This is a genomic window from Gordonia sp. CPCC 206044 (assembly GCF_048537895.1).
Lineage (GTDB): Bacteria > Actinomycetota > Actinomycetes > Mycobacteriales > Mycobacteriaceae > Gordonia.
Map to the genome: position 1 here is coordinate 245,440 of NZ_JBCLVL010000001.1, position 17,101 is coordinate 262,540.

Below are 17,101 nucleotides of genomic sequence, written 5' to 3' on the forward strand. Positions count from 1 at the left end.
CCCTCCCACAGCACAGTCGCGTCGACGTGCACACTTGACCTCATGGCGGAGCAGACCCGGGGAGCGCTGGCCGGCGCGCTCGGCTGGGTGGCCGCCGGTTCGATGGTGGCCAACGTCTGCGCCTATCTCATCCACCTGACGGCGAGCCGCTGGTGGCTGAGCACCGCCGAATACGGCGAGCTGGCGGTCGGGCTGTCCGCGATGCTCGTCCTCGGCGTCGCGGCGCTCGCACTGCAGGCGGTGATCGCGCGGGCCGTCGTCCAGCGCACCGGGACGGGACGAATCCGAACGGTGACCATCCAGACCGTCGCGGTGGTCGCGGTGTTGGTGGTCGTCGGTACGCCGATCATGGCCTGGGCCACCTCCACGGGACCGGACACCGCCGGGGCCGCCCTGCTGACGGCGCCGTTGCTGACCCTGGTCGGCGCGGGCCAGGGTGTGCTGCAGGGGCGAGGACAGTTCCGACTCCTGGCGTGGGTGCTCGCGGTCGTCGGGGTGTTGCGCACCGCGCCGGTCATGGTGGCGCTCGCGATGGGCGCCGGGCCTGCCGGGGCACTGCTGGCCGGCGTCCTCGGCACCGGTGTCGCGGCCCTCGTGGTCGGGTGGGCGGTCCGTGCCACACGCGTCGACGATCCACGACCGCAGGAGTCCGCCCTCGATCTCGGCGACGTGGTGCGGGCGAGCGGCGTGCAACTGGTGCTCGTCGTCGCGGCGTCGATCGACCTGCTGCTGTCACGGTCGGTGCTGTCGCCGGACGACGCCGGGATCTATGCGCTGGGCGCCATCGCGACCAAGGTCGCGTTCTGGCTGCCGCAGGCGGTGGGGGTGGTGTTCTATCCCCGGCTCGCCGATCCGGCCACGTCGGGTCGGTCCCTGCGGCATGCCGTCGGCGTCGTCGCGGCCATCGGGGTGGTGCTGACAATAGGCGCGGGTGTCGCGGGGCCGCTGGTGCCCATCGTGGTTCGGCCCGACTACGAACCGTTGGTGCCGCTGCTGTGGCTGTTCGCGTATACGGGCGCAACGCTCGCGGTGCTGCAGGTGGCGTTGTTGTCGGCGATTGCGCGTCGGGCCACCGCGGTGTCGTCGGTGACCTGGGCCGTGGTGGTCGTCGAGGCGGTGGTCATCGTGACCGTCGTGCAGTCCATCGTCGCGCTCGCGGTGACCGCGGCGGTGTCGGCAACCGTCGCCGCGGCCGTCACGACGACGGTGGGTCTGCGCCGGACGTCGGCGGACCCTGTCGATCCGCCCACCACCGAGGACGCCACGCGGGATTGACGATCGCCAGCCCGACGGCGATGGCGACCACACCGAGGATGCCCGCGATGATCGGCACGACCCGGCCCCACACCGTGATCGGCGTGGCCAGCGATGTCGCGCGCTGCACCTGGTCGCGTTGCGTCTGCTCGTCGTAGGAGAACGTGGCCGACAGATTGGTCAACCGATGGTCGGGCAACGTGGGATCGATGAAGCGGTAGGTCTCCTCGACCGAGATCGTCGCGTCCAGGATGGTGCCGGTGGTGGTGTCGACGGCGAGCTCCCAACGGCCACTGTGGTGCAGCGTGGCACTGACCTCGCGGTCGGGGTCCACCCCCGGCACACCGAACCAGCCCGCGGGACGCGTGATGATGGTCGGCGGGGTTCCCTCGTCGCTGCCGGAGTGGATCTGATGCAGGTCGGTGTCGGGGACGTCGGCGACGAACCGGGCTACGTCGCGGCCGCCCACCGTGGTCTCGCCGCGGTGATGCAGCGGCACGGACCGCCGGGTGGTGACGTCGAAGAAGGTGTGGTCGGATTCCGACAATCCGAACGGGAACAGGTACGTGTAGCCCTGCCGGTCGGGCACCCGGATCGGTGCGGTGTTGCTGTCGTACTGGATCTCCGAGCTGCCCGGCGGGTCGCCGCGCAGGTCGGGCAGGGCGGTGACCCGGTCGAGCGTGATGCGGTCGCGTGCGGCGGTCGCGATGGGCTCGGTGCACGCGGTCGCGCCGTCCGGCACGCGGGCGTCACTGCCCGGACGAGGGGCGTCGGCCGCGATGTGTCTGCCGTCGACCACCAGATCCTCGGCCCGGATCGACGTGCCGGCCTGCAGCGTCACGCGGTCGGCGTCCGACGGGCGGACCGCGACGAACCGCTGCTGGCGCGTGAGCGTGGCCTCGACGACGTTCGCGGTGGGCGTGTTCAGCGAACAGCGGTCCAGCATGCGGGCGCCCGGCGCCGACGACGCGGCCGTCGTGACATCGGTGCTCAGCGGGATGGTCCGCAGGTTGTCGACGAACAACGTCGGCAGGGCGATGGCCGCGGCGAGCAGGAATCCACCCAGGAAGATCACCACCGGTCCGATGAGGTCGGTGGTCGACAGACGACTCGGCCCGGGTGACGGCATACCGGCGAGGTTACTGGCCCGGCCAGGCCAGGGAGATCCGCCCCGAGGTCGGGTCGGGAATTGCGCCCGGGAATTGTGCCCGCGTCGGTGGCGTGTCGTCGGCGCGTCGGAAGTCGGTCGCCAGCGGAGGGCGCTTTTTCCGGGCGCTTCACCGAACCCGGGACTGGCGTGCGCTGCGGCCACGCTCGGTAGGCTGTCGTGCAGCATGAGCACGACCCGCACCCCCGACGTCGCCCACGAGATCCGCCGGTTCTATCCGCAACTCGAGGGCATGCGGGCGATCGCGGCGATCGGCGTGCTCACCACGCACGTCGCGTTCCAGACGCGCGCCGTCGGGTTGCCGATCATCGGACCGGTACTCGGTCGCCTCGATCTGGCCGTGGCGTTGTTCTTCGGTCTGTCCGGTTTCCTGCTGTGGCGCCCCTGGGTGGGGGCTGCCCACGGTCGCGTCGCGAAGCCGTCGGTGCGGCGGTATCTCGCGCATCGTCTGATCCGGATCTGGCCCGCCTACCTCGTGGTCGTCGTGGTGGTGCTGACGTTGTTGCCGGACGCGAAGAACGCCGACCTCACGGTGTGGCTGGCGAATCTGACGCTCACGCAGGTCTTCGTGCCGCTGTCGCTGACCGCCGGGCTGACCCAGATGTGGAGCCTGTCGGTCGAGGTGGCGTTCTACGCGCTGCTGCCGCTGATCGGGTACTCGATGCTGCGCCTGCGGGCCCGTGGGGTCCGCGACGGCCGAGTGCTGTGGCGCATCCCCGTGCTCCTCGGACTCGGGGCGGTGGGCCTCGGCTGGGCGTGGGTCGCGATGGCACTGCCGGTGGCGGCGGGTGTGGAACCCAAGAACTGGGTGTTCGGTCATCTGCCATGGTTCGTGGCCGGACTGGTGCTTGCGGAGCTGGCCGGGATCGTCGAACTCGACGAGCATCGTCCGGTGCCGCGCTGGGTGCGCTCCGTGGTGGCGGTGGGGGCCAGACGATGGCTGATGCTGGCGGTGCTCGTGATCGCCTACGCGCTCGCCTGCACACCGCTGGCCGGCCCGACCGGGCTGGGCGACCTGGCGGCCTGGCAGTTCGCCGTCAAGATGGTTCTCGGCGCGATCTGCGGGTTCGCGGTGCTGGCGCCTCTGGTGTGTTCTGCGGGCGCCGGGAGCCATGTCGGCGAGCCGGGTGTCCGCGGTGCCGAGCTCGAGGCGAGTGGGCCGGGGAGCGATGTCGGCGAGTCGGGTGTGCGTGCGGTCGGGAGTGCTGTTGGTGAGTCGGGTGTGCGTGCGGTCGGGAGTGCTGTGGGCGAGTCGGGTGCTCCGACGTCGTTCCGGTTCCTCACATCGCGGGGCATGCTCGCACTCGGTCGCTGGTCGTACGGGATCTTCATCTGGCATCTCGCGGTTCTCGCGGCGGTGTTCCCGCTGTTCGGCATCGTCCCGTTCAACGGACATTTCCCACTGGTGTGGGCACTGACCGTCGGACTCACGATCGGGGTGTCGGCGGCCAGTTACGCCTTCGTCGAGGAACCGGCCCGACGGTGGCTGCGCGTCCGGGAGAGCCGTCGACGTGTCGCCGCAGCGTCCGCTACGACGCCCGAGCCCGCGCCCGTTCTCCCGAGCTAGCCGTCACGGTTCTTCCGCCTGGTTTCTCATCTTCCCCCGCACGTTTGCGGGGGAAGATGAGAAACCAGGGGGAAGAACGGACGTGGTGAACCCGCGGTGGGCGAACATCAGGTCGGTGACGGCGAGCCAGACGGTCAGCGAGACCGCGATCAGCGCAGGCAGCTGGACCCACCACGAGAACCCGTGGTAGCCCCCTGACGCATGCCACGGTCCACTCGCGAGACCCAGGGTGGCCAACAGCATCGCCACGAACACCAGCACGACACCGGCCCGACGACGACGGTCCAGCCGTGGCGGATGTCCGCCGTTCTCATCCGGGTGGAGCGGATCCGCCTGTCCGTCGAGCAGATCCTCCTGCCTGTCGGTCGTCGCGCGCCTGCGCAGATCGAAACCGTTGAGCCACAACGCTATCCCGCCGAGCGCGGTCGAGACGGCCAGGCCCCACCACCCGGTCAACAACCAGGACGCACCCAACCATGCGACCCCTGCCACCGCGGGTAACCACGCCGGGGCGCCGCTCGCGTTGGTTTCGGGTGCGGCCGGCTCGGGCGTGCCCGTCGGTCCCACCCAGAGCGCGGGATCGATCGCGTGGTGGCCGGATTCCGTGCGCCGCGGCCACCATGCGAACGCGAAGAGCAGTGCCATCAGGGCCAGTCCGAGTCCCAGGGCCCACCGATAGAGGGAGTCGAAGCGGTAGGTCAGGGTCACGGTGCCGTGGGTGCCTGCCGGGACCACCCACCCCTGCTGCCAACCGTCGACGACGACCGACCGCAGTCCGACGCCGCCCGCCTCGGCCTGCCAACCCGGGTTGGTGCTCTCCGGGACCACCAGGATTCGGTCGCGGTGTGCGGCATCGACGGTCACGGTCCGGTGCGTCGACGACCAGTCGCCGACGACGGGCCGCTCGGCGGGTGCGGCCGGACTCACCGACTGTCCGACGACCGGCAACGACACCTGCTCGACGGTGAACGCGGTGCCCGGATTCGCCGACAGTTCCTGCTCGCCGTCGCCGAGGTGGACCGGCGTCGGCGAGCACGGGCGTGCCGCCACCGGCTCGCCCGCCCGCAACGCGGATATCGTGGTGCGCACCGACATCCCGATCACCTGACCGGACACCGTGAGCCCGATCCCCGCATCACACCCGATCTCGACGACTCGGTCGGCGGGCGGGCGGATCGGTGCAGGACCGATCTCGACCTCGCTGATGCCTGCAGGGGCGGGGCGGGCGAAACCGAGACTGTTGACGTCGATGAGGTCGGCCGCTTCGGTCAGGGTGAGCGAGATCCGTTCGGTGACAGCGGGATCGAGCATCACCGTGCCGTCACTGTCGACCTCGCGCTTCTGCTCGCCGGTGCCCAGGTCCACCAGTACCTGCCGGGGTGCAGCCGGATAGCGGTCCGGCGCCACGATCCGCAACCGATCGACGCGTTGCGCTCGCGGCAGGTGGATCACCAACTCCGGGTCCGACTTTCGTCGATCGCGGGCCGAGTCGGGTGCGGTCCACGTCGTCGACGGGTCCCCGTCGACCGCGGCGCCCGCGTTGCCGCGCGGGTCGTCGACGGCCGACGGGCCGTCGGCGGTCACCTGTCCCGCGGTGGCCAACAACAGGCGAAGGCCGTCACCGGACTTCGGGCGCAACATCATCGAGGGTTCGACATCGACGGGCGCGGGCACCGACAATGCACGCGTCAAGATGCCTGGTGTCTCCGGCGCCAAGCCGAGCCCGGGTGCGCAGCGCACCACCGGATCGTCGGCGACACACGTGGACCGACCGCCGAGTTCCTGCGTGAGCAGCCACTGCGACACCCGGGTCCCGGCGGGCAGGGGCGGCAGCGCGACCCGATGCCGGATGGACAGGGGCATGCGCGTGGCCAGATCGGCGACCGACACCTCGCCGACCGCGAACTGGTTGCCCGCGCTCCCGTCCGCAGTGCTGATGGCGCGGATCTGCACCCAGTGAGTGGGGCCACTCGGAGCCGTCACCGTCACCGGTTCCCCCGGCTCCACTCCTTGTGTCACAGTGCTTCCGGCCTCGGTGGTCACCAGGATGCCGGAGACGTCGGAGCCGATCGCCTTGCGGGTGGTGATCGACAACGCCAGATCCGATCGTGGCTCGGTGAAGTCCAGGCGCAGCCACTGGCCGACGGCCGAATCCAGGCCGCTGCTCACCCATGCCGTGTCCGGATCTCCGTCGAAGGCCGCCGACGGTGCGTCGGCCGGTGAGGTCTGCCCCAATTGGGTGGCGTCCGAGGCGGATCCGGATGCGGAGACGCGCACCTGCCCGGGCTTGTTGTCGAGCAGCCACTGTCCGCGGACCAGGGGCTGGCCGTCCACCGGATAGTCGGCGGCGGCGTTCTGGGTGCGCCGCGGATCGCCGTCGGCGCGGATGGCGGAACTGTGGTCGTCCACGCGACCGAAGTCGGTCTCCCGGTCGGTGGGTGTGTCGGTGACGATCGAACCGTGCGTCGACGACAGTCCGGCACGGCGGGCATCGGCGTCCAGGATCGCCGGCCCCAGCGGCGGCAGACCGGCGCGAGCCCGCTGCTCCTGGACGGCGGCGAGGGCTTCGGGACCGCCGGTGACACGCGGAGCCGAGTCCGCGTCGACCAGCGACGGTCCGGTGCCGCGCGCCGTGTCGTCGGCGTGCACCGCATAGATCTGGATGGCGGGCATCGGCGGTCGTAAACCGCTGTCACGCACCACACCGGGCACCGATCCCGGCCCCACGCGGGGGCCGAACGTGGCGGCGCGGGTGAGGCCGGGCGAATTGTCGAGGGCCTGCTGCGCGACCAGCGGGCGCGCCGACCGAGAGGTGTCCGGGTCGAGATCGGCACGCAGCACCACGAATCCGATGCCCTGTTGCGCCAACGTCGCGGCGAGACCCGGTGACCCGCGCCCGTCGGCGATGTCGCGTTGCACCGAATCCAATGCGCGGATCGCGCCCGGTGGGGTGAGTGGAATGGCATCGCGTACCGCCCACGGATCGTCGGCCAGCGGTTGCAGCGGCTCGTCGCGGGTGAGCCCCCACAGTTGATCGGCGAACGGGGCACCGGGGACCACGAGGCTGCGCGTCGGGGCGTCGCTGCCGGGGGGATCGCCGTGGGCGGAAAGCCATGTGGACGCCGCGGACCAGTAGTCGGGCACGGCGCGATACGTGCCGGACGGGGCCAGTTGGCCGGTCCACATCAACGAGCCCGCCCCGATCGCCGCGACCGTGATCACGATCGCGGCCGCGACCGGGCGTGAGCGTTGCGGATGGGCGAAGGCCGACGCCGTCTCACGCACAGATGCGGTACCCGGCAACGGAACCCGAGCGAGCAGATGTGCCACACCCAGCACGAGCGGGATGCGGATGAACGGTTCGAACTTGTGGATGTTGCGGAAGACGGCGCCGCTGCCGTCGAGGAAAACCCGCACCGGTTCGGCGACGGGCGAGCCGAGATCACCTGCGAAGCCGAGACACATGAGCAGCAGCCCGACCGCGAGTACGGTCACCAGCCGACCTCGGAACGGCATGTGGCGCATACACAATCCGGCCAGGCCGGCGGCGGCCAGGACCCCGGTGGCGAGTACCGCTGCCGGTTGGGTGACCAGCACGGCACCGGCGACTCGTTCCGGCGACACGAACGGGGTCCACGAACTGGTTCCGCGCAGCACCTCGGTCAGTGAGGTCCACTCGGTGGTGACCCGCGACGACTCGATGAAGTCGAGGAACGGTGGCGACACCCGGGACAGGATGAGCAGCGGCACCAGCCACCATGCGCAGGCCATCACGAGCCCGAGCGCCCACCAGGCGCCGAATCGCCACCACCGGGCCGTCGGCACACCGGCCCGGAGAGCCGGGACGTGCAGCACCCACCACAGCACCGCGACCCCGAGAGCGGCCAGGGTCGCAACCGCGTTGACCGCGCCCATCAGAGCGACGGCGGCCGCCGACTGCAGGGCCGGACGCCACAATCGCCCGTCAGACCGATCGAAGACCCGTACCAGCGGCAGGATGACCCAGGGCGCCAGCACCATCGGCAGTGTTTCCGACGAGATCGACCCGATCGTCGTCAACACCCGTGGGCTGAGCACGAAGATGATGCCGGCGATGACGCGAGACCCGGAGGAGCCGATCCGCATCGCCTCTGCCAGACGCACGATGCCGACGAAGCCGACCACGAGCAGCAGCGCCCACCACAGACGTTGCACCACCCACGGCGGTATCGCGAGCACATCGCCGAGGACGAAGAACGCACCGTGTGGGAAGAAGTAGCCGTAGGCCTGGTTCTGCACCTGACCCATCGGCGCGTTGGGCGTCCACAGATGTGCGGCGCGCGCGAGGAATCCGACGGGATCGGCGGTGAGATCGAGTTTGGTGTCGGCGGCGACGCGCCCAGGGGACTGCAGGAACGAGATGATCAGCGCACAGAGCGCCGCGACGACGACGCCGCGGCGCGACAGTCGCCGATCGGTCAGTTGTCCGACCCGGTATCGCCTCGGGTGCCGTAGTCCACCGAACCCTGCACGAACCCGTTGTTCGGGTTGACGCTGTTGACGTCGGTGGACGGGCTCGTCTCGGTAGAGAGGAATCCGCCGAGGAAGACGGCGCCGAGACCCACCACGATGCCGGCTATCCCGGCGACGGCTCCGGCGACGAGGCGGTTGTTGGTCATGGCGACGAAAGTACCATCCGCCTCTGATTCACAAGGTGACCGGCGGCTGCTGCTCACATTTGGCCGGCACGATGAAGACCGGGCGATTGCAATGCTTGAGAACGTGTTCGGCGACGCTCGAGTGCAGCAGGGCCTTCAGCCCCGACTCGCCGCGGGTGCCAGTCACCAGGAGGTCGACCTTGAGGGTGTCGGCCGCGGCGACCAGCGCACCCCACACCGTCGACTCCACTTCCACCAGCGACCCCTTGGCGTGCAGACCGACGGACGTTGCCAGTTCCACGCCGCCCTTGTTGATGACGGTTGCTTCGTCGCGTAACGCCTGGTCGACGCCGGATTCCAGACGTGTGTCGATAAACGGCTGCATCCCGCCGGAGAGAGCGGACAGGCGAGTGGGGGACATGCCGCCGGGCTCCCAGGCGGTCACCACATAGGTGGTCCCGGCCTGCAGGAACTTACCGGCGTAGCGAATGGCGCGGTCGGCATTGGGTGAGCCGTCGTAGGCGATCATCAGACTGTGGCCGCTGCTCGGAGGCACCGGCTCGGACCCGTCTGGACTGAACCCCGCGTCCATTGCCCCAGGTTACATGCCAGACTCGACCCATGGGCACATCTCGGGAAGGGTTTCGTGTTCGTGGCGCGCTGGCGGCGGCGATGGTCGCGATCGTGGGCGTCGCCGCCGTCGGGTGCGCGTCGTCGGAGTCGTCGGACACCGCCGGAACCACCACGACGTCGGCGTTGCGAAGCGAGACGACGAGTCCGTCGTCGTCGAGTGTTGCGGCCACACCTGTGGCCGCATGCGGCGACGAACAGCTCGACAAGATGACGCTGCGTCAGAAACTCGCCCAGATGCTCGTCGTCGGCGTGACCGGGGCCGCGGACGCGCAGTCGATCGTGGCGTCCGAACAGATCGGTGGCATCTTCGTCGGCAGTTGGACCGACAAGTCGATCCTCACCAGCGGGGCCGCCGCCCGGATCTCCCGGAACAGTCCGATCCCGCTCATGGTGACCGTCGACCAAGAGGGGGGTCGTGTCTCGCGGCTGTCCGAACTCGGTATCGACAGTCCGTCACCGCGTGTGCTGGCCCAGACCAAGACGCCCGAGCAGGTGCGTGGGGTGGCGGCGTCGATCGGTCGACAGCTGCGCGATCTGGGCATCACCGTCGACTTCGCGCCGTCCATCGACGTCAGCGACGAATCCGACGACGAGGTGATCGGCGACCGTTCCTTCAGCAACGATCCACAGGTCGTCACCGAATATGGCGGGGCCTTCGCGGCCGGCCTGTCCGATGCGGGGGTGACGCCGGTCTACAAGCACTTCCCCGGCCACGGCCACGGTTCGGGTGATTCGCACCTCGGCGTGGTCGTCACGCCGCCGCTATCGTCATTGCAGAACAGCGATCTGGTGCCGTTCCGGAATCTGTTGCAGAACCCGGGCGATGCAGCGGCGATGGTCGGACATCTGATCGTTCCCGGGCTGACCGGGCCGGAGACACCGGCCAGCATCAGCCCGCGGGCCATCGGCATGCTGCGCGCCGGCCGCGGCTACAACGGTCCACCGTTCGACGGTGTCGTGTTCACCGACGATCTGTCCGGTATGGCCGCCATCAGCGCTCGGTATCCGATCGAGAAGGCCGTGCCGATGGCGATCCGTGCCGGCGCCGACGTCGCGCTGTGGTTGGCGACAGATCGGGTGCCGTCGGTGCTCGACGCTCTCGAGACGGAGGTCGCGCAGCATCGTCTGTCCGTCGACCGGGTGGATCGGTCGGTGGTGCGCATCCTGCGGTCCAAGGGTGTTCTGCACTGCTGATCGAGATCGACCCCTGCTGAACCGTCGGAAACTTACCGCCTGGTAAGAAATCCGGTAATGTCGAACGACATGCACCCAGACGGGTGCGGGCGTTGCTACGCCCGGCAGGTGTTCGAGGAGGGGTGCGCATGGCCGGCGGGACGAAACGGCTACCGCGTGCGGTGCGGGAACAACAGATGCTCGATGCCGCGGTCAAGGTGTTCTCGGAGAACGGTTTCCGCGAGGCATCGATGGACGCGATCGCCGGCGAGGCCGAGATCAGCAAGCCGATGCTGTACCTCTACTACGGGTCCAAGGACGAATTGTTCAGCGCATGCATCGAACGTGAGTCCGGTCGGTTCATCGACGCCATGAGCGTCGGTTTCAACCCGTCGCTACGGCAGCGCGACCAGGCCCGCACCGTGGTCAAGGAGTTCCTGCGCTACGTCGACGAGCACCGTCAGTCGTGGAAAGTGCTGTACCGGGTCGCCGTCGGCACCCAGAGCTTTGCGCATTTCGTCTCCGACAGCCGCAAACGCGTCACCGAGATGGTGACCGAGCTGATCCGTGCCGGCACCACCGTCGAAGGTGCTCGCGACATCGATTTCGAGCTCACCGCCGTCGCGCTCGTCGGTGCGGGCGAGGCCGTCGCCGACCGCATCACCGAGGGCGACGTCGACCTTGAGACCGCCACCGACCTCCTTGTCGGCATCACCTGGCGTGGCCTCAAGGGTGTCGGTACCGCCGACGTCCCGCTCGACTGACCTCGCCGCCTGCCTCGCGTCCGAACTGAATCCGGTTTCGTAGTAATAATCCGCGCTATGTGCGGATTATTACTACGAAACCGGATTCAGGTTGCCCGGCACTGGTTTTCGACCACCCGATCGAATCGGCCGGAGTGTTCTTCCCCCACAAATGCAATCGTCCCCCGCAAACTTGCGGGGGACGATGCAATTCGGGCGGAAGAACCTCGAAACGGCTCCTCCTTCAGCGGAGAGCGAGTGACTCAGGCGCCCCGAGTGGTCGCGGTCAGGTGCGGATACCCCTTGCGCCGATCGAGGATCGACATGTCGAAATTGCCGTCTCCGTCAATCCGCCTCGTATAGAGATTCACCTTGGCCGGCAACAGGATCGGCTTCCCGAAACGCACCGTGTAGGTGACGTCGTCGGGTAGCTGGGCCTCGATGTTCGCGACAGCGGTTGCCGCACTCCACATCCCGTGTGCGATGGCACGGGGGAAACCGAATGCCTTGGCCGGCAGGTTGCCCATGTGGATGGGGTTGCGGTCGCCGGATGCCTCCGCGTACTGGCGAATCCGTCCGAGATCGACCGAGACGATCGCATCCGGCGGAGGCGGTGCGATCTCCTTGGGGGCCGGTCCACGGGGTTCGTCGGAGAGGCTGGTGCGCTGTTGCTTCAGGAACGTGGCCACCTGGGTGGTCACGAGTTCCGAGCCGACGCTGATCTCGCTGACCATGTCGATGAGCAGGCCCTTGCGGTGCTCACGCAGATTCTCGGCATGGGTGTCGATGGTGAGTGGCTCGTCGACACCGATCGGTCGTAGCCGGTGAATGCTGTTCTCTACGTGCACCGAACCCACCGCACCGAACGGGAAGTCGTTGTCGGTCATGACCTTCATGGCCAGTGGGAACTGCAGCACGAACGGATACGTCAGTGGGAGAACGGCGCCGAACCGCTGGCCGGTCACCCGTGTGTACGCGTGTAGCTGTTCGGGATCCACCCGGACATCGGCGAGTCGGTAGTGCCGGTCCGGGATGGTGGCGTCGGCCCGGACCTTCGCGGGCTTGCCGACGACCGGCAGCATCGCACCGACGGCCTTGGAGTACACCTCGGCGGTACTCGGGGCGCTCGGCAGTGTGATCGTCTTACCCATCACGCACCCAGGAATCCCTGCCCGCATACGCGGACGACGTTACCGGTGATCGCATTCGACGCCGGGTTGGCAAAGTAGGCAACGGTTTCCGCGACGTCGACGGTTTGGCCGCCCTGCTGCAGAGAGCTCATCAGTCGGCCGGCCTCGCGAGTCGCGAGCGGGATCGCGGCCGTCATCTTGGTCTCGATGAAGCCGGGTGCGACTGCGTTGATCGTGATGCCCTTGTCGGCGAGGATCGGCGCGTAGGTGTCGACCAGACCGATCACACCCGCCTTCGAGGCACCGTAGTTGGTCTGACCGCGGTTGCCTGCGATACCTGCGATCGACGACACGTCGATCACGGCGCCGCCCTCGCGCAACGCACCCTTCTCCAACAGTGCGCTGACCAGGTTCTGCGGGGCGATGAGGTTGACCGCGATGACGGCGTTCCAGCGGGCCGCGTCCATGTTGGCGAGCAGCTTGTCGCGGGTGATGCCTGCGTTGTTGACGATGATGTCGACGCCACCGTGGCGTTCGAGCACGTGCTCGGCGAGTTTGGCGCCGGCATCGTCGGCGGTGACATCCATCGGGAACGCGGTGCCGTTGACCTTGTTCGCGGTCTCCGACAACGCATCACCCGCCTGCGGGACGTCGGCGGCGATCACGTGGGCGCCGTCACGGGCGAGAACCTCGGCGATGGTCGCGCCGATGCCGCGCGCTGCGCCGGTCACCACGGCGACCTTGCCCTCCAGCGGACGATCCCAGTCCTTCGGTGCGGTCGCGTCGGCGGCCCCGACGCGGATCACCTGGGCGTCGACGAATGCCGACTTCGCCGAGAGGACGAAGCGGACGGTCGACTCGAGTCCGGTCAAGCCGGTCTTGGCATCAGGGGAGACGTAGACGAGCTGCACGGTCGCGCCCTTGAGCAGTTCCTTGCCGACCGATCGGGTGAAGCCCTCGAGCGAACGCTGGGCGATGTGCTCATTGGGGTCGGCCACCAGCTCCGGGGTGGTGCCGATGACCAGCAATCGGGCGCACGGCGCGAGGGAGCGCATCTGCGGTCCGAAGAACTCGAACAGCTGGCTCAGCTCGGCCGGGGAGGTGATCCCGGTGGCGTCGAAGACCAGAGCGCCGAGTTTGTCGGCGCCGCGACCGCTGGTCGCGTTCTGGATCAGCGTGTAGTCGGGGGTGGACAGGATCTCGCGCAGCGGCTCGACGAGGCGGCCGACACCGCCGAGCAGGACCGGGCCGGGCAGGGCCGGTTCGGACGGCTTGTAGCGCCGCAGCGTCGGCGGAACCGGCAGCCCGGCCTGCTTGGCGATGAAGGCGCCGGGTGCGGAGTGGACGAAATTCGAGTACAGGCCAGTTGCTGCCACGGGAGTTCTCCTCAGTCTTTACGGCAGGTCGAGTGGATGTGCGACGACGCTCACGTGAGCGCCGTTCGACAACGAACTTACTCAAGAGTAAGAATACTCTACAGATACCGCACTAGACCCCTGGAGTTCGAAGTGGCCGAAACACCAAAGAACGCCTCGTCCAAGACCCGCAGCCTGCGTCCGGTCGCGATCCTCGGCGGCAACCGAATCCCGTTCGCCCGCCAGGACAAGTCGTATGCCAAGGTCAGCAACCAAGAGATGTTCACCGCAGCACTCGACGGCCTCGTCAGCCGGTTCAACCTGCAGGGCGAGCGGCTCGGCATGGTCGCGGGCGGCGCGGTCCTCAAGCATTCGCGAGATTTCAATCTCATCCGTGAGAGCGTGCTCGGCTCGGCTCTCTCGCCCTACACGCCTGCGTTCGACGTGCAGCAGGCCTGCGGCACCGGTCTGCAGGCCATCGTCGCGGTGGCCGACGGTGTCGCGTCGGGCCGCTACGACGCCGCGGTCGGGGGCGGGGTGGACACCACCTCCGACGCACCGATCGGTGTCTCGGAGCCGATGCGGCGTCAGATGCTGGAGGTCAACCGCGCGCGTAGCCCGAAGGATCAGCTGCTCGCCGCGGTGAAGCTGCTGCCGAAGCTGGGCATCGAGATCCCGCGCAACGGTGAGCCGCGTACCGGGATGTCGATGGGCGACCACGCGGCGATCACGGCCAAGGAGTTCGGCATCAAACGTGCCGACCAGGATGCGCTTGCCGCGGCCAGCCATCAGAACATGGCGCTCGCCTACGACGAAGGCTTCTTCGACGACCTCATCACCCCGTTCATGGGTCTCACCCGCGACGAGAACCTGCGGCCGGATTCGTCGGTGGACAAGCTCGCCAAGCTCAAGCCGGTCTTCGGTGTCTCCCTCGGCGACGCCACGATGACCGCGGGCAACTCCACACCGCTGACCGACGGCGCCTCGACGGTCCTGCTGTCCAGCGATGAATGGGCCGAGTCCAAGGGGCTGCCCGTGCTGGCGTACCTGGTCGACAGTGAGACGGCGGCCGTCGACTACGTCAACGGTCCCGACGGCCTGCTGATGGCTCCCACCTACGCGGTGCCGCGGTTGTTGGCGCGCAACGGCCTCACCCTGCAGGACTTCGACTTCTACGAGATCCACGAGGCGTTTGCGTCGGTGGTGCTCGCGACGCTGCAGGCGTGGGAGTCCGACGAGTACTGCAAGGAGCGGCTCGGTCTCGACGAGGCGCTCGGCCCGATCGATCGGTCGAAGCTCAATGTGCACGGTTCGTCGCTCGCCGCGGGGCACCCGTTCGCGGCCACCGGTGGGCGCATCGTCGCGCAGGCAGCCAAGACGATCAAGGAGAACGGCGGTGGCCGTGCGCTGATCTCGATCTGCGCCGCCGGCGGACAGGGTGTGACGGCCATCATCGAGGGCTAACCGGCGCCGAACCATCTCAAATCGACCAAAACAGCCCCGGACCTGCGGTGATCGCGTGATGTCGGTCGCCCGGGCCGGGGCTGTTGGGCAACGATCCGATCACACTCGCCGAAAATTCTTCGTCGGAAGTATGTAACGCGACCGAAAATAGCGTAGATATAACGGTTAGCTCCGGCTGAGCTGCCAGACCCCCGACCCGGCAGCTCGGTCGGGGCGCCTTCTTTTCGGCGCCCGATCGGTCGGCGTCGGTCCTGCAGTCGTCCCCCGTAGGGTTGTCCCGTGAGCATCCATCCGTCCGCGCGTGTCGTGCTACGGGTCGTGATCGGTGTGTGCGCCGCGGTGGGGATCGCCCTCGCCGTGGATCTCCTGCTCACCTTCGACAAGAGCGGTCGGGGCACGGTGATCGCCGGCATCGACGCGGGCAATCTCGACGCCGAGCAGGTGGACGCGGTCACCGATCGATTGGCGGATCGGGCCACCGAGCGGGTGCGGCTGCGGACACCGTCGGGGGCCGCCACGACGCTGCCCGCCGAACTCGGACTGAACCTCGATGTCGAGGCCACACGGGCGCGGCTGCTCGAACAGCCGCGGAACCCGCTCACCCGTATCGCCGCGCTGTTCGGCGCCTCGCGTCCGGTCGAACCCGTCGTCACGGTCGAGCGTGACGCTCTCGACCGCGCGCTGGACACACAACGTCCGGTACTGGAACAAGCTGCCGTCGAGGGCGGTGTGCACTACGTGAACGGCACCCCGACCGCGGACATGCCCGCGGCCGGCAAACGTGTCGCACGTGACGACGCGACGTCGACGCTTGCCCGCGAGTGGCTCGACGGAGACGCGATCGACCTTCCGACAGAAGACTTCTCGCCGACGGTCTCGGCCGAGGTGGTCGAGGAGACGGTCGCGGGACCGGCGGCCCGCGCGACCTCGGCACCGCTCACCGTGACCGGTGAACGCACCACCGTCCGGATCGAACCCGCTCGGCTGGGGGAGATGTTGCGGTTCGGTCCCGACGGCAACGGTGGCCTCAGGCCTGTGATCGACCAGGACAGTGCGCGTTCGTTGCTCGCTCCGAGGCTGGCCCGCACCGAACACCGTGCCGTCGATGCGACCTTCTCCCTGAGTACCGGCACGCCGGTGGTGGTGCCGTCCCGCGACGGGACGCGGATCGATTGGCCTGCGACTCTGGCATCGATGTCGTCGGCCGCGGTCGACGACGATCCGGCCGCCGACCGCGTCGCCGAGGTGGCCTACCGGCCGGTCCGCCCCCGGCTCGACACCGCTGCGGCGCACAAGCTCGGTGTGCGTGAGGTGGTCAGCGAGTTCACCACCTCGGATTTCACCAGCGCTTCCGGGGAGAACATCCGCCTTGCCGCCGCGGAGGTAGACGGTGCTCTCGTCCGTCCGGGTGCGACGTTCTCGCTCAACACCCATACCGGGCCACGCGGTGCGGCTCAGGGGTACGTGGACTCGACGATCATCGACCACGGGCGCGCGGCGAAGGCCGTGGGCGGCGGTATCTCCCAGTTCGCGACGACCCTCTACAACGCCGCCTACTTCGCCGGTCTCGAGGACGTCGACCACACCGAGCACTCCTATTACATCTCGCGCTACCCCGAAGCGCGGGAGGCCACGGTCTTCGAAGGCGCCATCGATCTGGCGTTCCGCAACAACACCCGGCATGGCATCTACATCGAGACGAGTTGGGATCCGTCGTCGGTGACGGTGCGAATGTGGAGCACCAAGACCGTGGAGGTCCAGTCGCTCACGGGGGAGCGCAGCGCCTACACCGATCCGCCGTCGAAGACCCTGCCCAAGGGCGACGACTGCATCGCGTCGAGCGGCAGCCGCGGGTTCACCACGTCGAACACCCGGGTGATCACCGACGCGCGGTCGGGTGCCGAAGTCTCCCGCCACACGCGCACGGTGAAGTACGACCCGGAACCCAAGGTGACGTGCAGGTGACCCCTCTGGACT

The 17,101-nt window shown here is 68.6% G+C and carries 12 protein-coding genes; 6 read left to right on the forward strand and 6 right to left on the reverse strand.

Annotation, left to right across the window (positions count from 1 at the left end; genetic code table 11):
- Nucleotides 1-42 precede the first annotated feature (42 nt).
- Nucleotides 43-1,275, forward strand: a complete 1,233-nt coding sequence (locus tag AAFP35_RS01145) for a polysaccharide biosynthesis protein (RefSeq protein WP_419219676.1) — start codon at nucleotides 43-45, stop codon at nucleotides 1,273-1,275.
- Here the strand turns inward: AAFP35_RS01145 and AAFP35_RS01150 are convergent.
- Nucleotides 1,196-2,383 (reverse strand): DUF3068 domain-containing protein, encoded by a 1,188-nt coding sequence (locus AAFP35_RS01150; protein ID WP_419219677.1) that lies wholly within the window; start codon nucleotides 2,381-2,383, stop codon nucleotides 1,196-1,198. The two genes, AAFP35_RS01145 and AAFP35_RS01150, sit on opposite strands and share 80 nt — an antisense overlap.
- Nucleotides 2,384-2,588: 205 nt before the next feature.
- On the opposite strand from AAFP35_RS01150, the gene AAFP35_RS01155 reads away from it, so the two are divergent.
- Complete coding sequence (locus AAFP35_RS01155) at nucleotides 2,589-3,989, forward strand: acyltransferase family protein (RefSeq protein WP_419219678.1); 1,401 nt, start codon at nucleotides 2,589-2,591, stop codon at nucleotides 3,987-3,989.
- A gap of 3 nt (nucleotides 3,990-3,992) precedes the next feature.
- On the opposite strand, the gene AAFP35_RS01160 is transcribed toward AAFP35_RS01155, so the two are convergent.
- From AAFP35_RS01160 to AAFP35_RS01170, 3 genes are read right to left on the reverse strand one after another with little or no spacing between them, the layout of a single operon-like run.
- Nucleotides 3,993-8,450: an alpha-(1->3)-arabinofuranosyltransferase gene (locus AAFP35_RS01160; protein WP_419219949.1), complete on the reverse strand. Its 4,458-nt coding sequence runs from the start codon at nucleotides 8,448-8,450 to the stop codon at nucleotides 3,993-3,995.
- The gene (locus AAFP35_RS01165; RefSeq protein ID WP_419219679.1) at nucleotides 8,447-8,647 is read right to left on the reverse strand and encodes a DUF2613 domain-containing protein; all 201 of its coding nucleotides are present in this window, start codon (nucleotides 8,645-8,647) and stop codon (nucleotides 8,447-8,449) included. The genes AAFP35_RS01160 and AAFP35_RS01165 overlap by 4 nt, the downstream gene beginning before the upstream one ends.
- A 28-nt stretch (nucleotides 8,648-8,675) precedes the next feature.
- A complete protein-coding gene (locus AAFP35_RS01170) occupies nucleotides 8,676-9,218 on the reverse strand; it encodes a universal stress protein (protein WP_419219680.1) in 543 nt (180 codons plus the stop codon).
- 29 nt (nucleotides 9,219-9,247) lie between these two features.
- Here AAFP35_RS01170 and AAFP35_RS01175 point away from each other — a divergent pair, with 29 nt between their 5' ends.
- Nucleotides 9,248-10,453, forward strand: coding sequence for a glycoside hydrolase family 3 N-terminal domain-containing protein (locus AAFP35_RS01175; protein ID WP_419219681.1), 1,206 nt, complete (start codon nucleotides 9,248-9,250; stop codon nucleotides 10,451-10,453).
- A gap of 128 nt (nucleotides 10,454-10,581) precedes the next feature.
- Nucleotides 10,582-11,196, forward strand: coding sequence for a TetR/AcrR family transcriptional regulator (locus AAFP35_RS01180; protein ID WP_419219682.1), 615 nt, complete (start codon nucleotides 10,582-10,584; stop codon nucleotides 11,194-11,196).
- Between the two features lie 242 nt (nucleotides 11,197-11,438).
- Here the strand turns inward: AAFP35_RS01180 and AAFP35_RS01185 are convergent, their stop codons facing one another.
- Nucleotides 11,439-12,326: a MaoC family dehydratase gene (locus AAFP35_RS01185; RefSeq protein ID WP_419219683.1), complete on the reverse strand. Its 888-nt coding sequence runs from the start codon at nucleotides 12,324-12,326 to the stop codon at nucleotides 11,439-11,441.
- Nucleotides 12,326-13,681 (reverse strand): 3-oxoacyl-ACP reductase, encoded by a 1,356-nt coding sequence (locus AAFP35_RS01190; protein WP_419219684.1) that lies wholly within the window; start codon nucleotides 13,679-13,681, stop codon nucleotides 12,326-12,328. Before AAFP35_RS01190 ends, AAFP35_RS01185 begins: the two co-directional genes overlap by 1 nt.
- Before the next feature lie 132 nt (nucleotides 13,682-13,813).
- On the opposite strand from AAFP35_RS01190, the gene AAFP35_RS01195 reads away from it, so the two are divergent.
- Nucleotides 13,814-15,124, forward strand: coding sequence for an acetyl-CoA C-acetyltransferase (locus tag AAFP35_RS01195; RefSeq protein WP_419219685.1), 1,311 nt, complete (start codon nucleotides 13,814-13,816; stop codon nucleotides 15,122-15,124).
- A gap of 279 nt (nucleotides 15,125-15,403) precedes the next feature.
- A complete protein-coding gene (locus AAFP35_RS01200) occupies nucleotides 15,404-17,089 on the forward strand; it encodes a VanW family protein (protein ID WP_419219686.1) in 1,686 nt (561 codons plus the stop codon).
- The last annotated feature ends 12 nt before the right edge of the window (nucleotides 17,090-17,101 follow it).

Coding starts and splice junctions, on each gene's coding strand:
- AAFP35_RS01165 (WP_419219679.1), bottom strand. CDS start 8,647: ATGACCAACAACCGCCTCGTCGCCGGAGCCGTCGCCGGGATAGCCGGC.
- AAFP35_RS01145 (WP_419219676.1), top strand. CDS start 43: ATGGCGGAGCAGACCCGGGGAGCGCTGGCCGGCGCGCTCGGCTGGGTG.
- AAFP35_RS01185 (WP_419219683.1), bottom strand. CDS start 12,326: ATGGGTAAGACGATCACACTGCCGAGCGCCCCGAGTACCGCCGAGGTG.
- AAFP35_RS01170 (WP_419219680.1), bottom strand. CDS start 9,218: ATGGACGCGGGGTTCAGTCCAGACGGGTCCGAGCCGGTGCCTCCGAGC.
- AAFP35_RS01175 (WP_419219681.1), top strand. CDS start 9,248: ATGGGCACATCTCGGGAAGGGTTTCGTGTTCGTGGCGCGCTGGCGGCG.
- AAFP35_RS01155 (WP_419219678.1), top strand. CDS start 2,589: ATGAGCACGACCCGCACCCCCGACGTCGCCCACGAGATCCGCCGGTTC.
- AAFP35_RS01150 (WP_419219677.1), bottom strand. CDS start 2,383: ATGCCGTCACCCGGGCCGAGTCGTCTGTCGACCACCGACCTCATCGGA.
- AAFP35_RS01180 (WP_419219682.1), top strand. CDS start 10,582: ATGGCCGGCGGGACGAAACGGCTACCGCGTGCGGTGCGGGAACAACAG.